The organism is Hoeflea ulvae (assembly GCF_026619435.1).
Taxonomy (GTDB): Bacteria; Pseudomonadota; Alphaproteobacteria; order Rhizobiales; family Rhizobiaceae; genus Hoeflea; species Hoeflea ulvae.
This window is the reverse complement of sequence record NZ_JAOVZQ010000001.1, coordinates 4910694-4934724: the sequence shown is the minus strand read 5'-3', so window position 1 is coordinate 4934724 and position 24031 is coordinate 4910694. Positions and strand designations below refer to the sequence as shown.

18 protein-coding genes and 1 pseudogene are annotated in these 24031 nt (G+C 62.5%); 13 read left to right on the top strand and 6 right to left on the bottom strand.

The annotated features are described in order from the left end of the window. Nucleotides 1-69 precede the first annotated feature (69 nt). The 7 genes and pseudogenes from treZ (at nucleotide 70) to OEG82_RS23340 (ending at nucleotide 7060) form a co-directional block, all read left to right on the top strand. Nucleotides 70-1770: a malto-oligosyltrehalose trehalohydrolase gene (gene treZ / locus OEG82_RS23370; RefSeq protein ID WP_267614760.1), complete on the top strand. Its 1701-nt coding sequence runs from the start codon at nucleotides 70-72 to the stop codon at nucleotides 1768-1770. Then, nucleotides 1677-3095: pseudogene (locus OEG82_RS23365) on the top strand (4-alpha-glucanotransferase); the annotation flags it as partial. The gene treZ and the pseudogene OEG82_RS23365, both read left to right, overlap by 94 nt. 28 nt (nucleotides 3096-3123) lie before the next feature. Further along, on the top strand, nucleotides 3124-3774 hold the full coding sequence (locus OEG82_RS23360; protein ID WP_324288991.1) for a 4-alpha-glucanotransferase: 651 nt from the start codon (nucleotides 3124-3126) through the stop codon (nucleotides 3772-3774). Then, nucleotides 3771-6245, top strand: a complete 2475-nt coding sequence (treY, locus tag OEG82_RS23355; protein ID WP_267614759.1) for a malto-oligosyltrehalose synthase — start codon at nucleotides 3771-3773, stop codon at nucleotides 6243-6245. Before OEG82_RS23360 ends, treY begins: the two co-directional genes overlap by 4 nt. Nucleotides 6246-6305: 60 nt before the next feature. Then, nucleotides 6306-6569 (top strand): DUF2934 domain-containing protein, encoded by a 264-nt coding sequence (locus OEG82_RS23350; protein WP_267614758.1) that lies wholly within the window; start codon nucleotides 6306-6308, stop codon nucleotides 6567-6569. A 63-nt stretch (nucleotides 6570-6632) separates the two neighbouring features. Then, nucleotides 6633-6839 carry a hypothetical protein gene (locus tag OEG82_RS23345; protein WP_267614757.1) on the top strand — a complete coding sequence of 69 codons (207 nt, stop codon included), beginning with the start codon at nucleotides 6633-6635 and terminating at the stop codon, nucleotides 6837-6839. After that, nucleotides 6836-7060, top strand: a complete 225-nt coding sequence (locus tag OEG82_RS23340) for a hypothetical protein (protein WP_267614756.1) — start codon at nucleotides 6836-6838, stop codon at nucleotides 7058-7060. Before OEG82_RS23345 ends, OEG82_RS23340 begins: the two co-directional genes overlap by 4 nt. A 37-nt stretch (nucleotides 7061-7097) precedes the next feature. Here the strand turns inward: OEG82_RS23340 and OEG82_RS23335 are convergent, their stop codons facing one another. After that, complete coding sequence (locus OEG82_RS23335; protein ID WP_267614755.1) at nucleotides 7098-7823, bottom strand: class II aldolase/adducin family protein; 726 nt, start codon at nucleotides 7821-7823, stop codon at nucleotides 7098-7100. Between the two features lie 293 nt (nucleotides 7824-8116). Here OEG82_RS23335 and OEG82_RS23330 point away from each other — a divergent pair, with 293 nt between their 5' ends. The 3 genes from OEG82_RS23330 to OEG82_RS23320 all read left to right on the top strand — a co-directional run bounded on the left by OEG82_RS23330 (nucleotide 8117) and on the right by OEG82_RS23320 (nucleotide 11657). Then, nucleotides 8117-9106, top strand: coding sequence for a TAXI family TRAP transporter solute-binding subunit (locus tag OEG82_RS23330; RefSeq protein ID WP_267614754.1), 990 nt, complete (start codon nucleotides 8117-8119; stop codon nucleotides 9104-9106). Nucleotides 9107-9179: 73 nt separating this feature from the next. Then, nucleotides 9180-11108, top strand: a complete 1929-nt coding sequence (locus OEG82_RS23325; RefSeq protein WP_267614753.1) for a TRAP transporter permease — start codon at nucleotides 9180-9182, stop codon at nucleotides 11106-11108. A gap of 45 nt (nucleotides 11109-11153) precedes the next feature. Continuing rightward, entirely contained in the window at nucleotides 11154-11657 is a 504-nt protein-coding gene (locus OEG82_RS23320) for a MarR family winged helix-turn-helix transcriptional regulator (protein WP_267614752.1), read from the top strand. A 25-nt stretch (nucleotides 11658-11682) separates the two neighbouring features. Here the strand turns inward: OEG82_RS23320 and OEG82_RS23315 are convergent, their stop codons facing one another. Genes OEG82_RS23315 through OEG82_RS23300 form a run of 4 tightly spaced genes read right to left on the bottom strand, consistent with a single transcriptional unit; the run spans nucleotide 11683 to nucleotide 15268 of the window. Next, nucleotides 11683-12117, bottom strand: a complete 435-nt coding sequence (locus OEG82_RS23315; RefSeq protein WP_267614751.1) for a plant Invertase/pectin methylesterase inhibitor family protein — start codon at nucleotides 12115-12117, stop codon at nucleotides 11683-11685. A 28-nt stretch (nucleotides 12118-12145) separates the two neighbouring features. Continuing rightward, nucleotides 12146-13138 carry an ABC transporter substrate-binding protein gene (locus OEG82_RS23310; RefSeq protein ID WP_267614750.1) on the bottom strand — a complete coding sequence of 331 codons (993 nt, stop codon included), beginning with the start codon at nucleotides 13136-13138 and terminating at the stop codon, nucleotides 12146-12148. 11 nt (nucleotides 13139-13149) lie between these two features. Continuing rightward, a complete protein-coding gene (locus OEG82_RS23305; protein WP_267614749.1) occupies nucleotides 13150-14328 on the bottom strand; it encodes a Gfo/Idh/MocA family oxidoreductase in 1179 nt (392 codons plus the stop codon). Next, nucleotides 14318-15268: a PDR/VanB family oxidoreductase gene (locus OEG82_RS23300; protein ID WP_267614747.1), complete on the bottom strand. Its 951-nt coding sequence runs from the start codon at nucleotides 15266-15268 to the stop codon at nucleotides 14318-14320. Before OEG82_RS23300 ends, OEG82_RS23305 begins: the two co-directional genes overlap by 11 nt. Before the next feature lie 131 nt (nucleotides 15269-15399). Here OEG82_RS23300 and OEG82_RS23295 point away from each other — a divergent pair, with 131 nt between their 5' ends. Beyond that, nucleotides 15400-16680 carry a Rieske 2Fe-2S domain-containing protein gene (locus tag OEG82_RS23295; RefSeq protein ID WP_267614746.1) on the top strand — a complete coding sequence of 427 codons (1281 nt, stop codon included), beginning with the start codon at nucleotides 15400-15402 and terminating at the stop codon, nucleotides 16678-16680. A gap of 36 nt (nucleotides 16681-16716) precedes the next feature. Here the strand turns inward: OEG82_RS23295 and OEG82_RS23290 are convergent, their stop codons facing one another. Continuing rightward, nucleotides 16717-18648, bottom strand: a complete 1932-nt coding sequence (locus tag OEG82_RS23290; RefSeq protein WP_267614745.1) for an FAD-binding monooxygenase — start codon at nucleotides 18646-18648, stop codon at nucleotides 16717-16719. Between the two features lie 174 nt (nucleotides 18649-18822). On the opposite strand from OEG82_RS23290, the gene OEG82_RS23285 reads away from it, so the two are divergent. Together OEG82_RS23285 and OEG82_RS23280 are read left to right on the top strand one after the other, a co-directional pair. Beyond that, the gene (locus OEG82_RS23285; RefSeq protein WP_267614744.1) at nucleotides 18823-19248 is read left to right on the top strand and encodes a MarR family winged helix-turn-helix transcriptional regulator; all 426 of its coding nucleotides are present in this window, start codon (nucleotides 18823-18825) and stop codon (nucleotides 19246-19248) included. Between the two features lie 394 nt (nucleotides 19249-19642). Next, nucleotides 19643-23932, top strand: a complete 4290-nt coding sequence (locus OEG82_RS23280) for a DUF7507 domain-containing protein (RefSeq protein ID WP_267614743.1) — start codon at nucleotides 19643-19645, stop codon at nucleotides 23930-23932. Nucleotides 23933-24031 lie beyond the last annotated feature (99 nt).

Here is a 24031-nt window from a genome sequence, read left to right as displayed (position 1 = left end):
ATCGGCGGCGAGATCGAGGTGCGTGACCGGGCCGTCATGCTTGTCGCCGGAACTGACAAGGTGGAATAGATGCACTGGGGACCGAAAGGCACAGCAAATGGAAAGGCCCGGTTCCGGCTCTGGGCGCCGGACCGGGAAACCGTGGACCTGGAGATCGGCGACGGTGCAGTGTTGCCGATGAACCGCGCGCCGGAGGGCTGGTTCGAGGTCGATGCCGTGATGCCGCCGGGCACGCGCTACCGGTTCATCCTCGACAATGATCTTGCTGTTCCCGATCCCGCCTCGCGCCAGCAGTCAGGCGGCGTGCACGGGTGGAGCGTGGTGACAGACCCGGACGCCTACCGGTGGACAAATACAGACTGGTGCGGGCGGCCATGGGAGGAAGCGGTCATTCTCGAGCTGCATGCCGGGGTGCTGGGCGGTTTTGCCGGGGTCTCCCACCAGCTCGAGCACTGGCGGGATCTCGGCATCACCGTCATCGAGCTGATGCCGGTGGGAGATTTCGGCGGCACCCGCAACTGGGGTTATGACGGCGTGCTGCCCTATGCGGTGGCGGAAGACTATGGCACACCCGATGAGCTCAAGGCGCTCATCGACCGGGCTCACGGGCTTGGAATGATGGTCATGCTGGACGTGGTCTACAATCACTTCGGTCCGGACGGAAATTACATCGGCTCCTATGCCAGCGGCTTTTTCGATGATCGCGCCAGCACGCCCTGGGGCGGGGCAGTGGCGGTGATGCGCCACCCGGTGCGTCGCTATTTCATCGAGAATGCGTTGATGTGGCTGGACGAGTACCGTTTCGACGGGCTCCGCTTCGACGCCGTGCACGCGATCGGCAATACAGCGTTTCTTGACGAGATGGCGGCCGAGATCCGTTCGGCCCTGCCCGACCGCCAGATCCACCTGGTGCTGGAGAACGAGCACAATGACGCCGATCGTCTTCTACCGGGGCAGTATGATGCACAGTGGAACGACGATTTTCACAATGTGATGCATGTGCTGCTGACAGGGGAAATCGAGGCCTATTACGCAGGCTTTGCGGATGATCCCACCGTCATGCTGGCGCGCTGCCTGTCGCAAGGCTTTGTCTATCAGGGCGAGGACGCCGGCCACGGCCCGCGCGGCAAGCCAAGCGGCCATCTGGTAGCCACGTCCTTTGTCTCGTTTCTGCAAAACCACGATCAGGTCGGCAACCGGGCTTTGGGCGAGCGCCTGCTGCTGCTCGCCGATCCGGCGCGGCTTCGTGCCGCCACGGCGCTGCTGCTTCTGTGCCCGCAGATCCCGATGATGTTCATGGGCGACGAAGTCGGTAGCCATTCGCCCTTCCTGTTCTTCACCGATTTCCATGACGAACTGGCCGAGGCGGTGCGCAATGGCCGGCGCGAAGAGTTCTCCCGATTCGAGGCTTTCTCCGACCCTGAGACAAGGCAGCAGATACCCGATCCGAATGCGCATGCCACCTTCGAGGCCTCGGTGCCGCGACCGGGACCGGACGGCGCGCAATGGCTCCGCTTCTACGCAGACCTGATCGCGTTGCGGCACCAGCATATCGTCCCCCGGCTCAAAGGTGCGCGGGGAGAGGACGCGCAGGTTCTGGGCGACAAGGCGGTTTCAGCACGCTGGCGCATGGCTGACGGGTCGACACTCACTATTGCGCTCAATCTCGGCGATGGATGGGTGAAGTTTCCGGCGCCTTCCGGCGCTCTTCTCTTCGCTCTCGGCGAAGCCGGAGGCCCGGCCAGTTTTGCTGCATGGCTGAACCGATGACCGCGCTGCATCAACTCGCCCGCCGTGCCGGATTGCAGATCGACTGGGTGGACGCGACAGGCATCGGCCAGCGCGTCGGTGACGATGCGCTGCGCAAGGTGCTGGCAGCTCTCGACCTGCCGGCCGGGTCTGCGGCGGAGATCGCGCGCAGCCTTGAGCATTTGCGCGCTGCGGAACAGGAAACGAATTTTGTTTCCGCCGATGCCGGTCAGGCGGTGGTCTTGCCCCGGAACTGGTGCGAGCCCGGCGCGGCGACGCTGATGTTGGAAACCGGCGAGGAAGTTGCGATAAAAGTGCGCCGGGACCGGCGCGGCCTGATCCTTCCGCCGGTTGCCGTGACCGGCTATCACCAATTGCATGCAGGGGGGCGGATGCTCCGCGTCGCGGTTGCTCCATCGCGGTGTTATTCGATTGCTGACATCGCCCCGGACCGAAAACCATGGGGTGCGGCTGTGCAGGTGCCGGCCTTGCGCGATAACCGCCAGCTCGGCTTTGGCGATTTCGGAACGCTTGCGGACGCTGCAATAAGCTTCGCCGCCACCGGCGCCGACGCGCTGGCGATCAGTCCGACTCACGCGCTGTTTCCCGCCGATTCCCGCCGGTTCAGTCCTTACGCACCGTCGAGCCGTTCCTTTCTCAACATCCTGTTCGGCGATCCGGCCCTGGTCGGCCATCCGGTTCCCGCCTCAGAGCTCACCGGCGAATTCATCGACTGGCAGCGCGCCATTCCCGAGAAGCTGGCCGCTCTGCGGACAGCCTTTGCGAACCGTAGCGATCAGGTCCGGACAGAGGTTGACGCCTATTGCTCCAGGGGCGGAGCTGCGCTCGAAAAACACGCCGTTTTTGATGTGCTGCACCAGCATTTTCATGCCACTGGCGCCACAAGCTGGCAGGATTGGCCGGTGGCTTACCAAAATCCCGAGAATGCTGCGGTCAAGGAATTTGCCGATGCGTATCGCGATGAGGTGGAGTTTTTCATTTTCGGCCAATGGCTCGCCAAGTCCAGTCTCGATGCTGCCCAGAAGGCGGCCATCAAGGCGGGCATGGCTATCGGCCTGATCAGCGATCTTGCCGTGGGGCTCGATCCCGGCGGCAGTCACGCCTGGAGTGAGCGGGACGAATTGCTCACCGGGGTGTCGGTGGGTGCGCCGACGGATGTTCTGGGGCCTGATGGCCAGAACTGGGGGATAACCAGCTTTTCCCCTGCGGCGCTGCGGCGGACGGGCTTTGCGCCCTTCATTGCCACCCTGCGCGCCGGGCTGGACCATGCCGGCGGAATTCGCATCGATCACGCGCTCGGTCTGAGCCGGCTCTGGGTGGTGCCGGCCGGCGAAGCCGCAAGCGAGGGCGCCTATCTGGGCTCTCCGCTCGAGGACATGTTGCGAGATCCTCGCCATCGAATCACACCGTGCCCGCGCCATTGTCATCGGAGAGGATCTGGGAACCGTCCCGGAGGGCTTGCGCGACAGGCTGGAGGCGCGGGAGATCCTGGGCATGCGCGTTCTCTGGTTCGAGCGCGACGAGAAGGGCGGTTTCATACCGCCGCAGCAGTGGGACCGCCGGGCCGCGTCGATGACCGGTACCCACGATCTGCCGACGGTGGCAGGCTGGTGGCGGGGCCGCGACATCGACTGGACATGGCAACTGGGCCGGACCTCCCGCGCCGGGGACGAGGCAGCCGATCGCGCCGTGCGTGCCCGGGACCGTCGCCTGCTCTGGGACAGTTTCGAGGCGGCCGGCAACGCTGCCGGCGTGCAACCCGACCCGGAATCCACGGACGATTTCGTCGATGCCGCCGTCACCCATGTCGGCGCGACCGCGAGCCAGCTTGCCATAATCCCGATGGAGGACGTGCTTGGTCTGGTGGAACAGCCCAATCTGCCGGGAACCATTGACGAGCATCCCAACTGGCGCCGCCGCATGCCTGACACCACAAACACTATGCTCTCTCGCCCGAACGTCGCCGCCCGGCTTGACCGGCTCAACAAGGCAAGGACCCGATGACCCCGCGCGCCACCTACCGTTTCCAGTTCCACAAGGGTTTCACATTTGCCGATGCCCAGGCTCTTGTCGGCTATCTGGACAGCCTCGGAATCAGCCATGTCTACAGCTCTCCGATCACGGTGGCGACACGCGGCTCGATGCACGGCTATGATGTCGTGGACCCGACGGAGATCAATCCCGAACTGGGCGGCGAGGAGGCCTTCCGCAGCCTGGTTGCCGAATTGCGCGCCCGCGGGATGGGGATCATCATCGATATCGTGCCCAACCACATGGGTGTGGCCGGTGGGGAAAATCTCTATTGGAATGATGTGCTGCGAAACGGCCGTTCGAGCCGCTATGCGTCATTCTTCGATATCGACTGGAGCCGCAAGCTGTTGCTGCCATTGCTCGGGGCGCCGCTGCCCGAAACACTTGCCGATGGTCATATAGCTGTCGACGTTTCCGGTGACGAACCGGCAGTGGTGCTTTATGGCGAGCAGAGGGTTCCGCTGCGGCCGGAAGATCATGATTTCGTCCGGGACAATGCGGAAGGCTATGAACTGTCGTCGCTGCTCGAACGCCAGCATTACCGTCTCGGGTGGTGGCGGACGGCGGATGACGTGCTCAACTGGCGGCGCTTCTTCACCATCAGCGAGCTTGCCGGACTTCGGATCGAAGACCCGGAGGTTTTCGAGGCCACGCATGCGCTCTATTTTCGCCTTTATGGTGAAGGGCTGATCGATGGCGTCCGCGTCGACCATGTCGATGGATTGACCGATCCGGCCGGCTATTGCCGTCTGCTGCGGACCCGGCTTGATGCCATTTCTCGTCCGGAAAGCGCGCCGCAGGGTCCCGCCTATATCATCATCGAGAAGATCCTCGGGCCGGGTGAAGCCCTCGCCGCAGACTGGGGCGTAAACGGCACCAGCGGCTATGATTTCATGGAGCAGGTATCGGCATTGCTGCACGATCCGGCGGGGGAAGCGCCGATGAAGGACTTGTGGCGGGCGTTCAGCGGACGCGAACTCGATTTTCACCAGGAGGAACTTCTGGCCCGGCAGGAGATGCTGGACTGGGCATTTACCGGACAACTCGACGCCTGTGTGGCAGCCTTTGAGGCGCTCGCCCGCTCAAGGGACGAGACTGCAGGTCTGACCGGCGGAATGCTGCGCCGGGCGATCCGGCGCATGTTGTGGGTGTTTCCAGTCTATCGCACCTATGGCACCGGGACCGCAGCGCCGTCCAGTGACGCCGGCATCCGGGACACAGTACGCCAGCGCGCCGCGCGTTTCACCCCACCGGGTGAAGGCATGGTGGTCGATCGGATCCTGGACTGGCTCGCTGGCACGGGGCCGGGCGATGCGGGTCTTGCCGCCAGGGCCGTGCAGCGCTTCCAGCAGTTGTCGGCGCCGATTGCCGCAAAATCCGTCGAGGACACGGCGTTCTATCGTTACGGCCTGTTGCTTTCGCGCACCGATGTGGGGTTCGACGCGGCGCGCTTCGCCTTGCCGGCAACAGAATTTCACCGCCTGGCGATGGCGCGGGCGAAGGATTTTCCGGGAGCTATGCTCGCCACGGCAACCCATGATCACAAACGCGGAGAGGATGTCCGCGCCCGGTTGGCGGTGCTCGGCGACATCCCGGATATGTGGCGCGAACGGGTGACGCAGTGGGACCGGCTGGCCGGTGCCGCAGCGGAGGGTGTCGATGCGGCTGATCGCTACATGCTCTACCAGACGCTGTTTGGCGCATGGCCACCAGAGCTGCAGGTCCCGGACCGCGCCGGGCTTGATGCCTTTGCTGACCGGATAGTTGCCTGGCAGCAAAAGGCCTTGCGGGAGGCGAAGCTGCGGTCCTCCTGGCAGGCGCCGCAGGAAGCCTATGAGCAGCGCTGTGAAACATTGGTCCGGACGCTGCTCGATCCCGCCGACCGGTCAGGTTTTCTTGCCGATCTTCAGGACCTGGTCTCGATGACCTCAAGTGCGGCGCTCGGCAATATGCTGGTGCAGGTGGCGTTGCGGTACACCATGCCCGGCGTGCCGGATCTCTACCAGGGCTGCGAGCTTGCCGATTTCAGCCTGGTCGATCCCGACAATCGTCGTGCCGTGGATTACGAGCAGCGCAAGGGTCTTCTTGCAGGCGCGCCCGCCCCCGATGACAGGCTGGCTGGAGGTGGCAAATTGAGGTTGATCCGGCAATTGCTGCAATTGCGACGCCATAATCCGGACCTGTTTGCTCAAGGCAGCTATCTCCCGGTCACGGTTAGCGGTCCCCGCGCCGATCACGTGCTTGCCTTTCGGCGGGTCCATGGGGCCGAGCAGTTTCTATGCGTGGTGGTGCTGCATTGCGGCCAGGTGCTGGTTCCGGGCGATCGTTGTGTTCCGCCGCCTGAATGGTGGGGAGAGACGGTGCTGGAAGACGGGTCACCGGTCGCCGAACTGCTGGCCCAAAGCCCTGTCTTTGTGAGTGAAGCGGGTTCCGCACCGGCTTGATCCCTTTCGCGGAACTTTTCGCCACAACCCTTGTTGATAGGAAAGACAAGGAGACATGTGATGGACAGGGAAACGACGATCCGCGAGCGCGCTCACCAGCTTTGGGAAGCTGAAGGCTTTCCCCAAGGCAAGCACGCCGAACACTGGGCCCAGGCGGAAAGGGAATATGACATGGAGCAGGGCGAAGCAGGCCCGGAGCAGTCGCCCGATCTTGCCGCCAGGCGCGAGGCCATCCGTCAGCACGGTGATGTTTATGTGGTTCCCAGCGATCTGGAAGATGCCGATATACGCGAAGCCGCGCCCGGTGTGAGGGAGCAGCCATAGCAGCCCGCGCGCGGACACCGGCAGGTGCAGGTTTGATCCATGAGAAGCAATGGAGACAGGACAATGGAAAAGGAAGATCCCGAAAACGGCGCGGCCGGAACGACCGCGCAGAAGCCCCGATGGGAGGGGCCGGAGGAATCACGTCCGAGTGGCTACCTGCCGGCGAAGGATAACCCGGAGGAAGATCGCGATGCCAATGACGAAAACCTCAATGATCCTGATCGCAACACCCTTGCTGACGCAGGAAAGACGGGGAGCGACGCGCAATGACCGAGCAGAAAAAGGGCAAGACGCAGGCTGAGACCATCCACAAGGATGCGGAAGGACAGTTTGCAAGGCCGAAAAAGCACAGCACCAACAACGGCGTCGCAAGCGCGACGCCGCGGGTGATCACCGGGTCCGACGACGCCACCACCGAAAAGCCGGCAGGCGGAGACTGGAAACTTCACCACGACGAGCACGAGAACAACGAAGGCGAATTTCGCGGCTGATTCTCAGTCGCCGGGACTGGTGACTGCGGCCCCGGTGTCAGATGCCGGGGAAGCCGGCTCTGGCGGTCCAGTAGTCCCATGCGCGGGCCAGAGGCATGTCGCCCAGCAGCATCGCACCGGCCTTGTCGATCTCGCCCCCGGTGAGATATTTCGGCTGCCCCAGCGGCAGCGTGTTCAGGACCAGCTCTGCATTGTCCTTCATGAAGATCGATACCATGCAGATGGCGCGAAGGTCCGGCGCAGCGCAGATGGCGCCATGTCCGCGCAGCAGCGCGGTTCGGCCATTGCCCAGCGTTTTGGCCAGGGAACGGCCCATCTCGAGTGTATCAACGATCATGTTGGTGTCGCCGAATTCCGGCTGGCTGTCCCAGACCGGAACATGGGCGCCGATCACCGACGCCATGTGGAAGGCCGGCCGCAGGGCGATGTCGGTGAGGGAAAACGGGATCACCGCCGGCGCATGGTGGTGGGACACCGACATGACGTCCGAGCGTGCCTCATAGACCGCACCGTGAATGAAGCGCTCGGCATAGGGACGGCGCGGGTCGTCCGAGACCAGGGTGCCGTCGAGCGCGAACTCCATGATATCATCGCGGGTCACGACTTCCGGGCTGCGCGATCGCGACAGCAGAAAGCGGTCCGGTTTGGTCGGGTGGCGGACACTGACATGGCCGAATCCGTCAATGACGTTCTCATGGGCGAGGATCCTGTTGGCCAGGACGAGTTGCTGGATGGCATGATCTCTCAATGTCGCTTCGCTCATTTCTGTCTCCCTCTGGTGTGAAACTGCTCGGTCATGACAGGCCGTGAGGCCTTGTTTTCCTGTTTTCTCTGCTAAGCGGTCGGGGCAATTCTCCGCGTCCCTTTCCCGACCGGTGGCCAGCCATCTTCCGATCCCCGATCCTTAGCATTCTAAGAGAGTAGCTACTATCGCGTTTTGCAGGTGGCTGTCGAGGGGGCATGAAGCCCGCTGGTGGTGCGTTGACAATGTCGTCAAGCGCCCTCTATGCTGAAACAGTTAGCAATCTAAAGATTGCAGCTTGAGGGAGGAATTTCATGACACTATCGTTCAAGAGCACCCTTGCCGGTGCGGCGGCGCTGTTGCTTGCTTCGGCGGCATCGGCTTCGGCACAAACCTACAATCTTACGCTTTGCGGGGCGAGCCCGGGCGGGCTGTGGAGCCTGCTGGGCGCTGGCATCGATGCGGCGGTGAAGACGTCGTATCCGGGATCGACCGTCACCTATCAGACCTCCGGCGGCGGACTGGCCAATGTCGGGCTTCTCGACAAGGGTACCTGTGATCTGGCGATCATTCACGATGCCGAAGCCAAGCTGGCGCTGGGTGGAAAGGCTCCGTTCAAGGCGCCGATCGACAGCATGGCGACGATCGCACAGCTCTATACCTGGGCGCCGATGCAGGCGATTGTCAGCGCCGATTACGCCAAAGAGCACAATCTGACCACACTCGAGGATATCGCGGCGCAGAAGCTGCCGATCCGCATTGCGCTCAACCGGCGTGGCAATGTCGTCAGTTCCGTGGGCGAATCGATGCTCAATGCCATCGGCGCCAGCGCGGAAGAGATCGATTCCTGGGGCGGCGACGTGCAGTTCGCGGCATCCGGCGAGCAGGGCGACCTGATGCGCGACCGGCGCATCGACATGATCCTGAATTCGCTCTTCGTCAATCACAGCTCGATCCGCGAACTTGCATCGGCGATCGATGTCAAATTGCTGCCGATCACGGAAGAGACCGCCCAGAAGGTGGTGGATGAGTGGGACATCAAGAGCTTCACCATCCCCAATGCCGCCTATGACTGGACCGACGAGGACATCCTCACCGTCACCGTTTCGGCGCAGCTGTTCGTGCGTGCCGATGCCGACGAGCAGATGGTGCATGACATCGCCAAGGCGCTGACCGACAATGCCGGTCAGTTGCAGTCGGTGCACAAGGCGATGGCTCCGCTCGATGTGGAACTGATGGCAGGCGCCAAGACGGTGCCCTACCATGCGGCTGCGAAGAAGATCTACGAAGACGCAGGCTACTGATCCATCCCATGCCGGGGCAGCCAACCGCCCCGGCATGTCCTCTTCGAGACTGCAAGGACAGGCACCGAGCCACATGATCAGACTGTTTTTTGACACCGGGGCCCGTCGTACCCCCGATGGTGCCGTCGGCCACCTGGTGAAGGCCTTTGCTGCCGGCACTGCCGTCTGGACGGTGTATGCGGCGGCGTTTTCGCGCGCCGATTCGCTGACTCTCATCATGACATTCCTGTCCCTGATGCTGGTTCTGACATTTGTCATGACCGGGGCCACGGCGAATTCCGCGCGTGACCGGATTCCCTTTTTCGACTGGGCGCTGGCGCTCGCGTCGGGTCTGACCGGCATCTATTTCGTCTCGCAAGCCGACATCATCGCCCAGCGCATCACCCTGCTCGATCCGTTGTCGACCTATGATGTCGTGTTCGCCTCGCTGATCCTGGCCTTGACGATCGAGGCAATGCGCCGGACCGTCGGGGTCGGGCTGACGCTGATCGTGCTGATATTCCTGGCCTATAACCTGTTTGGCGACCAGTTGGGGGGCGTCCTCGGCCATGGCCTGATCACCTATGAGCATTTTCTCGACATCACCATTTTCACCACGGACGGACTGTTCGGAGTGCCGTTGCGGGTCGCTGCGACCTATGCCTTTTTGTTCGTGTTCTTCGGGACCACGCTTGCCAAGGCCGGCGGCTCCGCCTTCTTCTTCAATATCGCGTCCTATCTGACCGGACGCTCGCCCGGCGGCCCGGCCAAGATCGCGGTCATCTCCTCGGGTCTTTACGGCACGATTTCCGGCAGCCCGACCTCCGATGTCGTAACCACCGGCGCCATCACCATCCCGATGATGAAGCGGATGGGCTACAAGGCGACATTTGCCGGCGCCGTCGAGGTTGCCGCGTCGACCGGCGGCAGCCTGCTTCCGCCGGTAATGGGGGCTGCCGCGTTCATCATGGCCGAATATACCGGCATCGATTATATCGACATCGCCTTTGCGGCGCTGATCCCGGCCCTGCTCTATTACGTGCCGATCTATCTTCAGGTCCATTTGCGCGCCAAGCGCGAGAACCTGGCGCCGGTCGACCGGTCGCTGATCCCGACGCTCGGAGTGACATTGAGGGAAGGCGGGCTCTTCGTGGTGCCGCTGATCGCCATCACCTGGGCGCTGGTGGAAGGCTATACGCCGACCTATGCGGCGGTCTACGGGGTGATCGCGGTGTTCATCGTCTCGCTGTTTCGCAAGTCGACACGCCTGGGCCCGCGGGCGATCTACGACATTCTTGCCGAAACGAGCCTGCGGACGGTGCCGGTTGCCGGCGCCTGTGCGGCCGCGGGTCTGGTGATCGGCGGCATCACCATGACCGGCCTTGCGTCGAAATTCTCGACCCTGGTCTTTCTGCTTTCGGGCGCTGACCTGTTTTCGTCCCTGGTGATCGCGGCGACACTGACGACGCTTCTCGGCATGGGCATGCCGACGCCAAGCGCCTATATTCTGGCCGCGGTGCTGATCTCGCCGGTGATGCGGGCGCTTGGCGTGGAAGACCTACCCGGGCATCTTTTCCTGCTGTATTTCGCGGTGATGTCGGCGCTGACGCCGCCGGTGGCAGTTGCGGCCTATGCGGCCAGCGCCATTGCCGATGCCAACCCGCTCAGGATCGCGGCGCAATCGGTCAAGATCGCGATCGGCGCCTTTTTGATCCCGTTCTGTTTTGTCTACAATCAGGGCCTGCTGATGCAGGGCAGTCTCTGGGAGATCGTCTTCACCACAGCCAGCGCGGTCTGCGGCCTGCTGATGATCGCGGTTGCTGCGGAAGGATACTGGAACGCGCCGCTGCCGTGGTTTGTCCGGTTGATCTTTGCGGCCTCCGGGTTGCTGTTTCTTGCGGCCGGATATTTCACCGTGGCATTGGCGTTGACAGCGCTTGCCGCAGGCACCATCCTGCTGCGGATTCAAGGTAATGTCGGGCAGGTACGGACGAAATCGGAAGCAGGGAATTCGTCCGGCTGAGGATTGCGAAGGCCGGACTCGGACCATAGGCGTGGAGCTCTAGGCATGGATGCGTTCTCAGACAAGGATCCGGAAGCATCCGGGAAGGACCCCGTCCTTCCGTTCGAGGAAAGTGTCGGATACCAGATCCGCCAGACGTCGCGCCTGTTCCAGCGGAGCCTGCAGCAGAAGATCGAGCCGCATGGCGTGACGCTCGGGATGTGGTATTTCCTGCGGGCGCTGTGGCACGAGGACGGCATGACCCAGCGTGAATTGTCACTGGTCGTGGGCACCATGGAGCCGACGACACTGACCGCGATCAAGTCGATGGAAAAGACCGGGCTGGTTCGCAGGGTCAAGAACGAGGACGACCGGCGCAAGATCAACATCTACCTGACCGAGCGGGGCAAGGCCCTGAGATCGGAACTGATGCCGCTGGCCAAGGACGTGGTTGACGGTTCCGTGCACGGTTTTTCTGATCGGGAGCGGTCTGCACTGCTCGAATATCTCAAGGCCATCCAGGTCAATCTGCTGGCCGGAATTTCGGACCACAAGGATGCTTCCGCCTGACGCCGTCCCCGGGCCGGAAGCAGGCCTACCGGGCAAGCCGGCGCAGCAGCGTTTCCGCGGCCATCACCTCCCGCATGGGGAACTGCTCGGCTTCGGGCGTGAGCTCCGTCTCATAGCTAAGCCCCTGGCCATCCCACAGCCACCAATAGGCAATGCCACCCTGCTTGTCGCGGATCGGCATGCGGAAGGTCGGGAATTTGGCGTCCTCTTCCGGAATGGCCGCACTGCCGATTCTCGACCCGGTGATGCGTCCGGCTTCGACGGCGCTTGCCAGGGCAATCATCGCTGAAAAGTCTGTTTGAGACCGGGCAAGCGCCTGGAGGTCATCGGGCCGGCTGGCATGGGTGCCGCGCAGCGCCCGGACCACCTCGGGATAGGAGCTGTGGTTATGGGTCACCTGCACATAGGCAAGGCCTTTGCCGGTTTCGATTTCGACAATGTCGCCGGGAGAGTATTTCATGCCTTGATCCTGTGGGCTGCGGCGCCGGTCACAGGCTGAACGCCTCGACGGTCGCGGGATGGAAGAGCTCGTCGACCCCGACCTTGCGCGGCGAGAGCCCCTGGGCGTGATGATAGCCAAGGAAGGTCTCGAGCACCTTGCGGTTGGGGGCCAGGCCGTAGGGCCAGATGTCGTTGCCCATCAGCGCCTTTGCACGGGCGAGATTGTCCTCGACAAACGGCATGGTGACCTTGGTGGCAGACGTGTCGGCAAGGGCTTCCTCGGCCATGATCTTGGCACGGGTAAAGGCCTTGAGCAGGGCGCCGGGAAGCCAGGGGTGCTGATCGGCCAGCGATCGGCGCACGCCAAGCACATGCATGATCGGGAAGATGCCGGTCTTGCGGAAATAGCTTTCGGCTTCCGCCACGGTGTCGTCAAACAACCGTCCGACATCGGGGTGGCCCTGGTCGAAGCACAGCGGCGCGCGCGGGCCGACGAAGCCGTCAATCTCGCCATCCACCAGCATCTGGTTCAAGGTCGCGCCCTGGGGCGCTTCACTGACGCGGATATCGGCGGGAAGCTCGACCTTGATCTTTTCCGGCCGGCCGGCGGTGTTCATGCCGCCGCGGACCCATTCGATCTCGGAGGGCCTGACACCATATTCGTCCTCGAGGATGCCGCGAAACCAGACATTGGCAGACAGCTGGTATTCGGCGATGCCGATCCGCCTGCCGCGCAGGTCGGCCGGCCGATCGATGCCGCGATCCTTGCGGACATAGATCGAGGTGTGGCGGAAGGCGCGCGAGAGGAACACCGGAACCGCGACATAATGCGGATCGCCGCGCGCCACGGAGATCGAATAGGAAGACAGCGAGAGTTCGCTGACGTCGAAGGCCTTGTGCCTGAAGGCGCGGAAAAACATCTCTTCGGGTGACAGCAGCATGCAATTGGGGCTGACCCCGTCAATGCCGATCCGCCCGTCGGAGATTGCGCGTGTGCGGTCGTAATCGCCCATTGCGATTGAAAGTTCCAAGGCGCCCATGTGCTGTTTCCCTATATCCCGGTCTGGTGTTTCAGCGTTACCGTGGAGCGGGATTTCGCCGACTCCAGGATCGCCAGGCAAATTTCGAGGCTGGCGCGGCCCCAGGCGCCGGTCTGCGCCGGCGGGGTTTCGTCGCGAGCGGCGCCGACGACCGCGTCGATCACTTCCGTACGCGGGGTGCGCAGTGGCGGCGCCGGCAGAAATTCGCGCCTTGTGTCGCCATAGACATGAACGCCCTCGGGCGTGAGGCGGAGATCGGCGTGATCCAGCGAGACGATGATGGGACCGAAATGCTCGTGCCGGGTCGCCGGTTTCGGCATGTCGCCCGAGCCGTAGGTCCGCGCCGATTTGAGCCTGATTTCCTCGTCGGCGGAACGTGCTGCGGCGAGCTTGCGGCGCGCGTCACCATAGGTCTGCGGATCCTTCTCCGCTCCCAGTTCGCCGGTCCAGCCCATCCATTCATCGCTGTCGAAATGGGCATAGCCGGAATAAGTCAGCGAGGCGAATGCGCCTCCCGCAAAGGAAACAAGCGCGCTGTAGGCGCCTTCGGTCGGGCGCGCCGGGTCCCAGTTTCCGGTCAGGGCCGTCACGGTTTCGCCGAGGCCGCCGGCCAGCAGGCGGACGATGTCGATCTGGTGCACGCCCTGCGAAAACAGCACGCCGCCGCCCTTGCCGGTGTCGAGTTCCTCGGGCCGGCGCGGCCGATAGAGAAAATCGGTGTAGTTGAAGGCATTGATCATGCGCACCTTGCCCAGTTCGCCGGCTTCGATCAGCTCCCCGGCAATCCGCACCGGCGCATCGAAACTGTGGCTTGGCCCGACGAGGAGATGGACTCCGGCATCGCGACAAGCGGCAATCATGCGATCTGCATGGTCGAGCGTGACGGCGAGCGGCTTGTCGACGAGCACATGCTTGCCGGCCATGGCTGCGGCAATGACATGCTCGCAATGCAACTGGTGCGGCGTGGCGACATAGACGATTTCCACGGCCGGATCGGCGCAGAGGCTGTCTGCATCCTCATAGGTATTGCCGCCAAACTCATACTGGAACGCGGTGCGCGAGGACTGCCGCGGCGCACAGGCGGCAACCAGCTTCACCCGGGGGTCATTGCGGAATGCGGGCAGCATCAGCACGAAGCCCCGCCCCAGCCCGATCACGCCAATGCCCACAGGTGCAGCCTCAGAGGTCAATGACCAGGCCTCCGCTGCGGGCGCGCGAGACGCAAATCATGATGCGGTCCTGCCGCTCCTCGTCCATCAGCACCATGTCGCGATGGTCGACATCTCCGGAGATCAGTCTTGTCTTGCAGGTGCCGCAGGTTCCGCTTTCGCAGGAACTCACGGTTTTGACGCCGGCCTCGCGCACCGCTTCGAGAATGGACCGGTCGCCTTGCACGGTGACGGTCTTGCCAGATCGCGCCAGCTCGACATCGAAGGCGGTATCGTCGGGGCGGATCACCTCGACCGGTTTGAAGTCCTCGAAATTGACGCGGCCTTCCGGCCAGTGTCCGGAGATCGCCTTGATCTCCTCCATCAGCGGTTTCGGCCCGCAGCAATAGACATGCATGTTCTGCGGCTCGGCAAAATGGTCCCAGAAGTCGTAGATCCTTTCGGGATCTCCGTCGTCATGATGCAGCAGGACCCGCGCGCCATAGGCTTCGGTCAGCTCATCGAGATAGGCGGTCTCTTCCGCATTCCTGGTGCAGTAAATGATGCTGAAATCGTCACCGGTGCTTTCGAGCTGGCGGGCCATGGCGAAGATCGGGGTGATGCCGATGCCGCCGGCGATCAGCAGGTATTTCGGCGCCTTTTTCAGCGAGAAATCATTCTCCGGCGGTTGGACCAGGAGTTCGGTCCCCTCGGTGGCGTCGTCGTGCATGGATTGCGAGCCACCGCGGGATGCGGGCTCGCGCTTGACGGCAATGACATATTGCTTCGGATCGTCGCCAGCACCGGTCAGCGAGTAACGCCGCATGGCGCCTGACGGTGTCTGCACGGTTACATGCGCTCCGGGCCCATAGCCGGGCAGGGTCGTGACTTCGGCAGGTGTGAGAACAAACTCCATGATGGATGGCGTCAGTGAGCGGCGGGCAGCCACTGCCATTCTGATCGTATCGTTCCTATCGCTCATCTTATGGGCTCCTCCCACTGGCTTTCCGGTATGTACTTAGAAAGCTAACTATTTTGTGTCAATAGCTGGACGGGAGCGGAAAGGTGTTATAAAAATCCTAAGCTATCTAACGAAATCCCCAAGGAGGTTCCATGCTCACGCCAGAAGAGAACGACATTCTCACGCGTGTCGGCAGCGACAAGCCAATGGGGCAGCTGATGCGCCAGCACTGGACGCCCGTCTGCCTCATCGAAGAGGTGCTGGAAAAGGATGGCAAGCCGCTGCTGGTCGAGGTTCTTGGCGAGCGTTACGTGGCCTTTCGCGACAGCGACGGAAAGGTTGGCCTGCTCGACGAGCTGTGTCCGCATCGAAGGGCGTCGCTTGTCTATGGCCGCAACGAGGAATGTGGTCTGCGCTGTCTCTATCACGGCTGGAAAATGGATGTTGACGGCAACATCGTGGCGATGTCGTCAGAGCCGGAAGGCAGCCCATTGATGAACAAGGTCACCCACCGCGCCTATCCGACCCGCGAGTGGGGCGGCTTTGTCTGGGCCTGGCTGGGCGAAAAGGAGCAGGTTCCCGCCTTCGATCCACCCGCCTTTGCTCCGACAGAGGATACCCGGGTTTCGATCCTCAAGATCCGGGTTCCGGCAAACTGGGCCCAGATCCACGAAGGGCAGATTGACAGTGCGCATTCGTCGTCGCTGCATTCGTCCGACATGAAGCCGGCACGGGTGGAGGGCGCATCGGCGGATGAGAAGGCCTGGTACCGTCCGTCCACCGACAAGGCGCCGAGAATGCAGACCGAAACGACGAGTTACGGTTTTCACTATGCCGCGATCCGCAAGCCGATCAAGAACGCGCAGACCCACCACTATCTGCGCATCACCGAATTCGTCGCACCCTATTATTCGCTGATTCCGCCCAACAACAATTACAAGGTCGCCAGTGTCATCGTTCCGATAAGCGATGAGGAGACGGCGTTTCACTTCATCGCCTGGGGCGGGCCGAACGTGCCGAGCACCGAAGAATGGCGGCGGTTCAATCACAGTGTTCCGGGTGAGGATGTCGATCACAAATGGCGCTCCAAGCGCACACTGGAGAATGACTTCCTTCAGGACCGCGAGGCGATGAAGAATGGCAGCTTCACCGGCGTGCCGGGCATTCCCAATCAGGACATCATCATGTGGGTCAGCATGGGACCGATCGTCGATCGCACCAATGACGTGCTGGGCGCCTCGGACCTTGCCATTGTCGAGTTCCGGCGTCTGATGGTGGATGCGGCGCGGCAGGTTGCCGATGGCGGCCCCGCGATCGGCACGAAGGAACCACGTGTCGTCCAGTCCCGGATCGCGTCGCGCGAAGGTGTTTATCCCAAGGATGTCGACTGGCGCACCCTGGTCGACACCAAGGAGATGCTTGCGGCTGAATGATCTCCCGCCTGCAGGAAATCCGGGACCGGCACAGTCTCAAGATGGCGGTGCCGGCTCCAGCATGATGGCGCCGAAGAATGCGGCCAGTTCCTCATGGGCATCAAGCGGCAGGACATGGCCGATATACTGGTCCGGGCGCACGATCACCAGGCATCCCCGTGTCCTGTCGATGCCGCGCGCATCAAAGATGTCGGGAGCATGTTTGGGGTCGGGGCAGAACATCTTTTCGTAATCGACGAGCCCGAGCCGGCCCTTTTGCGGTTTGAGGAGCCCGGGCAGGGTTTCCAGCGCCAGTTCACGCGTGCCCTGCTGGAAGATCGCGCGGACATCGAATACGGCATCGATGTCCTGGCCGGGTGCTGTGAAACGGCGGACGGGCGAGGCCGGGTCCTCCGCCAGAAAGCGGCAGAGCCTGGCAATCGCCGAGTCCTTGCTTGAGGGATCCTGATCCGGACAGAAGGCAAAAAGCCGCCAGCGTGTGTCGGCCTGCACGACATGACCAAGGTGCAAAGGCTTGGCGTCGGCCAGGCGCACCACCGGAGCGGAATGGAACCGCGTGCCGATTTCGAACCCCGGGGCGAGCGCTGGCCATTGCTGCGTGCCGGTCAGTTCAGAGCTCTGGTATTTGACCGACATGCCGGCCGTGTAGCGGCCGTGCTGGATGAAATAGCGCTGGAAGACCGGAATCTCGCCGTCCTCGCCGCCTTCGATGGCTTCGGGCGGAGCGCTCATGATGCGCGACCATTCCCGGTCGAAGGCAATGAGATCCCTTGCGACAGCCTGCCGCTCGGCGGAGTAGCTGTGCAGGACCGCAGGCCGGCACTGCCCCTTGAGCACGCTCACCAGTTTCCAGCCGAGATTGAACGCGTCTCCCATCGACACATTCATGCCCTGACCGGCCTTGGGACTGTGGGTGTGACAGGCGTCGCCGCAAATGAAGACGCGGGGCAGCCGGGATTCGATATCGCCGGCGGGAACATCGTCGAACTTGTCGGTCAGGCGCTGACCGATTTCATAGACTGACCACCACGCCACCTCCCTGACGTCGAGCGAAAAAGGGCGGAAAATGCGCTGAGCTGCCGCAACAAGATGGTCGATGGTCAGGTTGCGGGTCGCGACCCGTTCTCCCGAATCCAGCTTGTCGAGCTCGATATAGAGCCGGGTCAGATAGCCGCCCTCGCGCGGAATGATGATGATGTTGCCCTGGCTTGCCGATTGGATCAGGGTCTTGCAACGGATGTCGGGAAAATCCGTGCTGGCGAGCACATCCATGACGCCCCAAGCCTGGTTGGCGGAATCGCCCGACAGTTCCCGCCCGATGGCCTTGCGCACCGCGCTGCGGGCACCGTCACATCCGACCACATAGCGCGCCTTGAGTGTGACCGTCTCACCTTCGCGGCCGGGATCCAGCCTCGCGAGCGTGGCGGTTACCGGATAGGCGCCGCCCGCCGGGTCGACGGAAAGCTGCGCGAGCTCGAGCGCGTAGTCGGGTTCCAGCCGCGAGGGTGAATTGCGCATCAGCTCGAGATACATGTCGTGCACACGCGCCTGATTGAGGATCATGTGCGGCATTTCCGAGAGCCCGTCCTCGACATCCTGAACGCGTCCGTTGCGGGCAATGTGCTCCGGTGTCTCGGGGTCTGGCTTCCAGAAGGTTGTTTCGTTGACCCAATAGCCCTGTTTGAGGACTTTTTCGGCAAAGCCGAAGGCGTTGAACATTTCCATTGAACGGCAGGAAATGCCGTCAGCCTGGCCCTTTTCCAGGGCCGATGGCCTGCGCTCGACAATCCGGGTCCTGATTTCCGGGAATGCCGCAAGCTGGGCGGCGAGCGTCAGGCCGGCGGGACCGCTGCCGACAATCAGCACATCCACCGAATCGCAAAAATCCGGATCCTGCAGCGGACGATCGACTGCTGCATCGAAAACCTCGGGATCGCCGGGGCGAAAACCGTCGAGATGATACTGCATGGCCAGGCTCCCAATATAATATGCCTACATACCAATACCGCAGAGCGGTCAGGATTTCAAATGATATGTACAGATATCAGTCTTGCGCTTAGACTGCGGTCGGACCGCGTCCTTCCCGTGGCGGCAGGCAATGGTTGTGCAAAACTGCGAGGCGCGATGACACAGGTTTCACACATGCCCGGACACCTGATCCGGCGGCTGCACCAGATTTCGACCCATGTCTTCATGCTGCGCACCAGGGAAGCGGGTTTCGACCTCACGCCGGTGCAATTTGCCGCTCTTGATGCGATCGGGCAGAGCCCGGGGATGGATCAGGCCCGACTTTCCGATGCGGTGGCAAAAGACCGGGCCACCATCGGCGCGGTCGCCGATCGGCTTGAGCAGAAGGGGCTGGTCAGCCGGAAGGTCAATCGGCGCGACAAGCGGGCGCGCGAGCTGTCGCTGACCGATGAGGGAGCGGCATTGCTCCATGCAATTCGCCCGGTTGTCGAACGGCTTCAGCAGGAAATCCTGCCCGGACTCGACGAGGAGGAATACCGGCTGTTTGTCGAGCTGGCCGCCAAGGCGGCGATGACTGCCGGAACCGCCGCAGACACCTAGCCACCACGCTCCCCACGATCTGGATAATGGATGATGATCCGGTCCCGAGATTTGGATTTTCACCGCGCTGCGTGCGTGGCTCCAGACAGGAACCCGCGGCCGGCATAAACGTCCCGAATCGTTGATCAACAAATGCCGTCTACAGGCTTCGAATCCTTTGCCGGCAGCGCATTGGTCGGCAGGCGTGCTGCATTAACCCAATATTAAACATGATTTCACTATTTTGGCGTGGGGGTAGCGCCGGTCCAGATTGGACGGTCGTAGTGGACGTCATCGTGCTCGGCAAAAAGGTTGAAAAAACCGTCAGTGCGAAGTCAGGCCATTCATAAGCCAGCAAACCACTTCGACCGGGGAGAGCTTTATGGCTCAGGCAGCGCGCGGACATTTTCATAACATGGCATATTGCTTGCTGCGGTTCCTGGCGTGTCTTGTGCTGAGTTTCTCGGGGCTTGTCTGGCTCGCGCCAGGCGGTGCCCATGCCCAGCAATTGGTGATCAACAATGTCGGCGCCCCGACGGTGACCGGCACCGGGCAGGGCAAGCGTGCGATATGGACCAATGCAGGCTCCGTCGGCGCCACGACGGTCGATATCGTCGCCGTCCTGGAAACAGCCACCCTCGACCACAATCCGTCGACCGAGAACGGCCGCCCCGCAATCACATCTGTCGGCCAGGACGACATCTGGGTCCGATGGTATCTGTACCAGGCGGGCACCTACAATCTCGCCAGCAATTCCGGCGGCGTTCCCGTGGTCGCGGATGTGCATGTCCAGTTCAACGACGTGGACGGGCCCAACAATGAGCGCATCTTCGTACCAGTCTGTGCGGGCAATGTGGAATGGGTGCGCATCGAAACCAGCGCCACCACCGGGCGGGCTTTCAGTACCGTCGGGTCCAATCCGGAAGTGTTCACGCTGATCGGTGACGACAATTACAGCCAGGAACCCGAATCCGGCGTCGAGATCAATTATCCCAACACCTCCAATTTCCTCATGGGCCGGACCGCCGACAATGGATTTTACATCCGGCTCGACAATCCGACCTATTCCAGTTTCACGACCTATGACTTTATCTGCGGTGATTTCGTGCCTCCGGTCGCCAATGATGACGAGAAGGAAGGCACGCCGGGTGTGGCCACGGTGCTGAGCATTCTCGACAATGATGCCAACGCCACCGCGAACGACAATCCGCCCAACAATAACGGCCTGCTGCCATCCGAATATGGCAAGCTTTCCGTCGATCTGACACCGCCAGCCGGGGCGACCAGCATCGTTCTGGACGGGCAGGGCGATGTTGCCTCCTTCGTGGTGCCGGGCGAGGGGGCCTGGTCCTATGATGAGGGAACCGGCAAGCTGACTTTCACGCCCGATACCGCCTTCAAGGGCTATGCCGCGACCCTGAGTTACGTCTACACCAATGCGCTGGACCAGGTCTCCAATTCGGCCACGGTCACCGTCTGGTATCCGGCCATCGGCGCGGTCAAGAGCGCCAGCTTCAATGACGAAAGCGGTGATGGTTTCGCCCAGGCAGGCGAGACCATCACCTATCAATATGCGCTCACCGCCTATGGACGTGCCGCGCTGGAAAATGTCACTTTGACCGAGACCGGATTCAGCGGTAGCGGCACATTGCCGGTGCCGGCCTATCAAAGCGGCGATACCAACGCAGATTCCAGGCTCGATCTTACCGAAACATGGATCTTCAGCGCCGACTATACGCTGGTGGACGGCGACCTTGCCGCGGGTTCGGTGTCCAACCAGGCGACAGCGGCCGCCCAGACTCCGTCGGCAACGTCGGTCAGCGATCTCTCCGACAGCACCAATCCCGCCGATGGCGACGGAACCGGCACGCCCGGCCCGGGGCCGGACAACAACGACCCCACTTCGACGTCATTGAGCGACGCGCCCATCCTCGCCAGAGACGACACGATTGCCGATCCGGTCGACGGCACGGTCAACCAGACCGGAGCCATCGACCTGTTGGCCGGCAATGGCAATGGCCCCGACACGCTCAACAGCGTGGCTGCGACATCGGCAACGGTGACGGCCACCCCGTCCGGCACGATTCCAACCGGTTTCACCGTCAATACCGACGGCACGGTGGATATCACCGCGACCATCGCATCAGGGGCCTACAGTTTCGACTATCAGATCTGCGAGACGCTGAACCCGACCAATTGCAGCACCGCCACTGTTTCCCTGACGGTCGGAGCCGGCGGAATCGGCGTGATCAAGTCCGCCTTGCTCAATGATGAAAACAGCGACGGCGTTGTCCAGGCCGGCGAAACCGTTGCCTACAGCTATACCGTCACCAATATCGGCAGTGTCGCGCTGTCCGGCGTCGCTCTGACCGAAACCGGATTTACCGGGACGGGAACCATGCCGGTACCTGCGCTGCAAAGCGGCGACACCAATTCCAATTCATTGCTCGATCTGTCCGAAAGCTGGATCTACACCGCGAGCTACACGCTGGTGGCAGCCGATCTTGCCGCGGGCTCGATCTCCAACCAGGCGACAGCCACGGGTTATACGCCAGGCGGAGCCTCGGTCAGCGACCTGTCCGACAGCACCAACCCGGCCGACGGCAATGGCACTGCGACGCCCGGCCCGGGCACGGGCAATGACGATCCGACTGCCACGCCCTTTGCCGCCGCGCCGGTCATTGCCAATGATGACAATCCACCGATGGTCCCCAATGGCGTCGAATCGCTCAATATCGTCGACGTGCTCGGCAATGATACCCTGAATGGAGCGGCAGCGTCGGCGGTGTCGGTCACCCTGACAGTGGTCACGCCAGCGGTTCCGGCAACGACGGGGGCCGAAGTCCCGGTGCTCAATCCCATCGATGGCTATGTGAGCGTCTCGTCCGGCGTGCCGGCCGGAACCTACGCGATCATCTACCGCATCTGCGAAATCGCCAATCCGGCCAATTGCGACACGGCTACGGTCACCGTGCCGGTTGATGCGAGCGTGCCGGCGATCTCCGGGACGGTCTATTTCGATCAGAACAGCGACAACAGCTACAATCCCGGCAGCGATCCGGCTCAGCCGGGCTATGTGGTCGAGCTCATTCTCGACAATACGGTGGTCAAGTCGACGGTATCGGCCGCGGACGGGACCTATGAGCTGCGCGGTTTCGCTCCGGGATCGGGCTATATGCTGGTGTTCAGCGATGCCGAAACGGGAATTGCGGTCGGAGCCATCCGCGACCTGACCTTCGGTCCGACCACCGCGCTGACCCAGCAGGACCAGCCCATCGATCCGCGCGGCGTCATCTACAGTTCCGCGACCGGACTGCCGATTGCCGGCGTCGAATTGCAGGTGACCACGTCGGCCGGTGTGCCGTTGCCCGCCATCTGTCTTTTGCCGGGGCAACAGCCTCAGTCGACCGGTGCCGATGGTGCCTACCGGTTCGACATCGTCAGCGGTGCGTCGGTCGAATGCCCGGCGGCGGAAGCCGAATACCGGATCGCGATCACCGGCTATTCCGGCTATGAACCCCGCCCGTCGCTCGTGGCGCCGCCGCAAGCGGGCGCGCTCGACGCAACAAGCTGTCCGGGCGATGCCGTGCCGGGCGGCGACTGCCAACTTTCGGCAAGTTCCGCAGCGCCGCCCGCCGGTTCGCCCACACCCTATTATCTCGCATTCCTGCTGCAGCCCGGTGATCCGGATGTGACCAACAACCACATTCCCCTGGATCCGGCGGTGGCCATTACCTCTACGGGGCTGAGCGTGGTCAAGACCGCGGCGCGGCCGGTGGTCGAGCGTGGCGGCCTGGCGGCCTATACAATCGTGCTTCGCAACATCAATCCGTTCGGGGTCGGGCTTGTGAACCTGGTCGACCGGTTGCCGATCGGCTTCAGGCTGGAGCCCGGTTCGGCAACCATCGACGGCGCTGCGGCAACGCCGGTTGCCGACGGCCGTGACGTCCGGTTCGAGGGCTTGACCATACCGGCCTTCGGCAACATAACGATCACGCTCAACAGCCGCGTGCCCGCCAGTGCCGAGCCGGGTGACTATGTCAATCAGGCCGATCTGACAGACCCGGCCACCGGCAATGCGCTGGCGCCTGCAGGCAAGGCGACGGTGCGCATCGAGGTCGATCACGTCTTCGATTGCGGCGATGTCATCGGCAAGGTGTTTGAAGACCGCAACCGCAATGGCGCCCAGGATACAGACGAGCGCGGCCTTCCCGGGGTTCGCCTGGCCACGGTCGGCGGCATGCTGATCACCACCGACAGGCATGGCCGCTACAATGTGCCTTGCGCCGCCTTGCCGGACGCGGCCAGCGGATCGAACTTCATCCTCAAGCTGGACACCCGGACATTGCCGGCAGGCTTCGGTCTGACCACCGAAAATCCGCGCGTGGTGCGGCTGACACGCGGAAAGACCACGAAGATGAATTTCGGCGTGACAACCGCGCAGGTGGTGAGCGTCGATCTGGTCGGCAGGGCGTTTTATCAGGGCAGCGCTCAGCCGCTTGCCTCGGTCGAACCGGTTCTGGACCAGATCACCGCGCAACTGGTCGAACGGCAGGGTGGATTGAAACTGATCTACCATATCCATGGTGACGCGCGGCTGGCCGAAAGCCGCCTTTCCAGCATCGAGCAACTCATCCGCGCACGCTGGAGGCTGTACAGCAGCCAGCGGCTATCGGTTGAACGACGCATCATGGAAGGGAACTAGCCCGTGCCCCGCAAAACCTTGACGACCGTCGGACCCTCACCATCGCGCAATTCCCGCCGGGCAATCTCCATGAAATCTGACAGCATCTTTTCCGGATTG

Bases quoted from the DNA above. Each gene is read 5' to 3' on its own strand.
- treZ (WP_267614760.1), top strand. From the start codon at position 70: ATGCACTGGGGACCGAAAGGCACAGCAAATGGAAAGGCCCGGTTCCGG.
- treY (WP_267614759.1), top strand. From the start codon at position 3,771: ATGACCCCGCGCGCCACCTACCGTTTCCAGTTCCACAAGGGTTTCACA.
- OEG82_RS23350 (WP_267614758.1), top strand. From the start codon at position 6,306: ATGGACAGGGAAACGACGATCCGCGAGCGCGCTCACCAGCTTTGGGAA.
- OEG82_RS23345 (WP_267614757.1), top strand. From the start codon at position 6,633: ATGGAAAAGGAAGATCCCGAAAACGGCGCGGCCGGAACGACCGCGCAG.
- OEG82_RS23340 (WP_267614756.1), top strand. From the start codon at position 6,836: ATGACCGAGCAGAAAAAGGGCAAGACGCAGGCTGAGACCATCCACAAG.
- OEG82_RS23335 (WP_267614755.1), bottom strand. From the start codon at position 7,823: ATGAGCGAAGCGACATTGAGAGATCATGCCATCCAGCAACTCGTCCTG.
- OEG82_RS23330 (WP_267614754.1), top strand. From the start codon at position 8,117: ATGACACTATCGTTCAAGAGCACCCTTGCCGGTGCGGCGGCGCTGTTG.
- OEG82_RS23325 (WP_267614753.1), top strand. From the start codon at position 9,180: ATGATCAGACTGTTTTTTGACACCGGGGCCCGTCGTACCCCCGATGGT.
- OEG82_RS23320 (WP_267614752.1), top strand. From the start codon at position 11,154: ATGGATGCGTTCTCAGACAAGGATCCGGAAGCATCCGGGAAGGACCCC.
- OEG82_RS23315 (WP_267614751.1), bottom strand. From the start codon at position 12,117: ATGAAATACTCTCCCGGCGACATTGTCGAAATCGAAACCGGCAAAGGC.
- OEG82_RS23310 (WP_267614750.1), bottom strand. From the start codon at position 13,138: ATGGGCGCCTTGGAACTTTCAATCGCAATGGGCGATTACGACCGCACA.
- OEG82_RS23300 (WP_267614747.1), bottom strand. From the start codon at position 15,268: ATGAGCGATAGGAACGATACGATCAGAATGGCAGTGGCTGCCCGCCGC.
- OEG82_RS23295 (WP_267614746.1), top strand. From the start codon at position 15,400: ATGCTCACGCCAGAAGAGAACGACATTCTCACGCGTGTCGGCAGCGAC.
- OEG82_RS23290 (WP_267614745.1), bottom strand. From the start codon at position 18,648: ATGCAGTATCATCTCGACGGTTTTCGCCCCGGCGATCCCGAGGTTTTC.
- OEG82_RS23285 (WP_267614744.1), top strand. From the start codon at position 18,823: ATGCCCGGACACCTGATCCGGCGGCTGCACCAGATTTCGACCCATGTC.
- OEG82_RS23280 (WP_267614743.1), top strand. From the start codon at position 19,643: ATGGCATATTGCTTGCTGCGGTTCCTGGCGTGTCTTGTGCTGAGTTTC.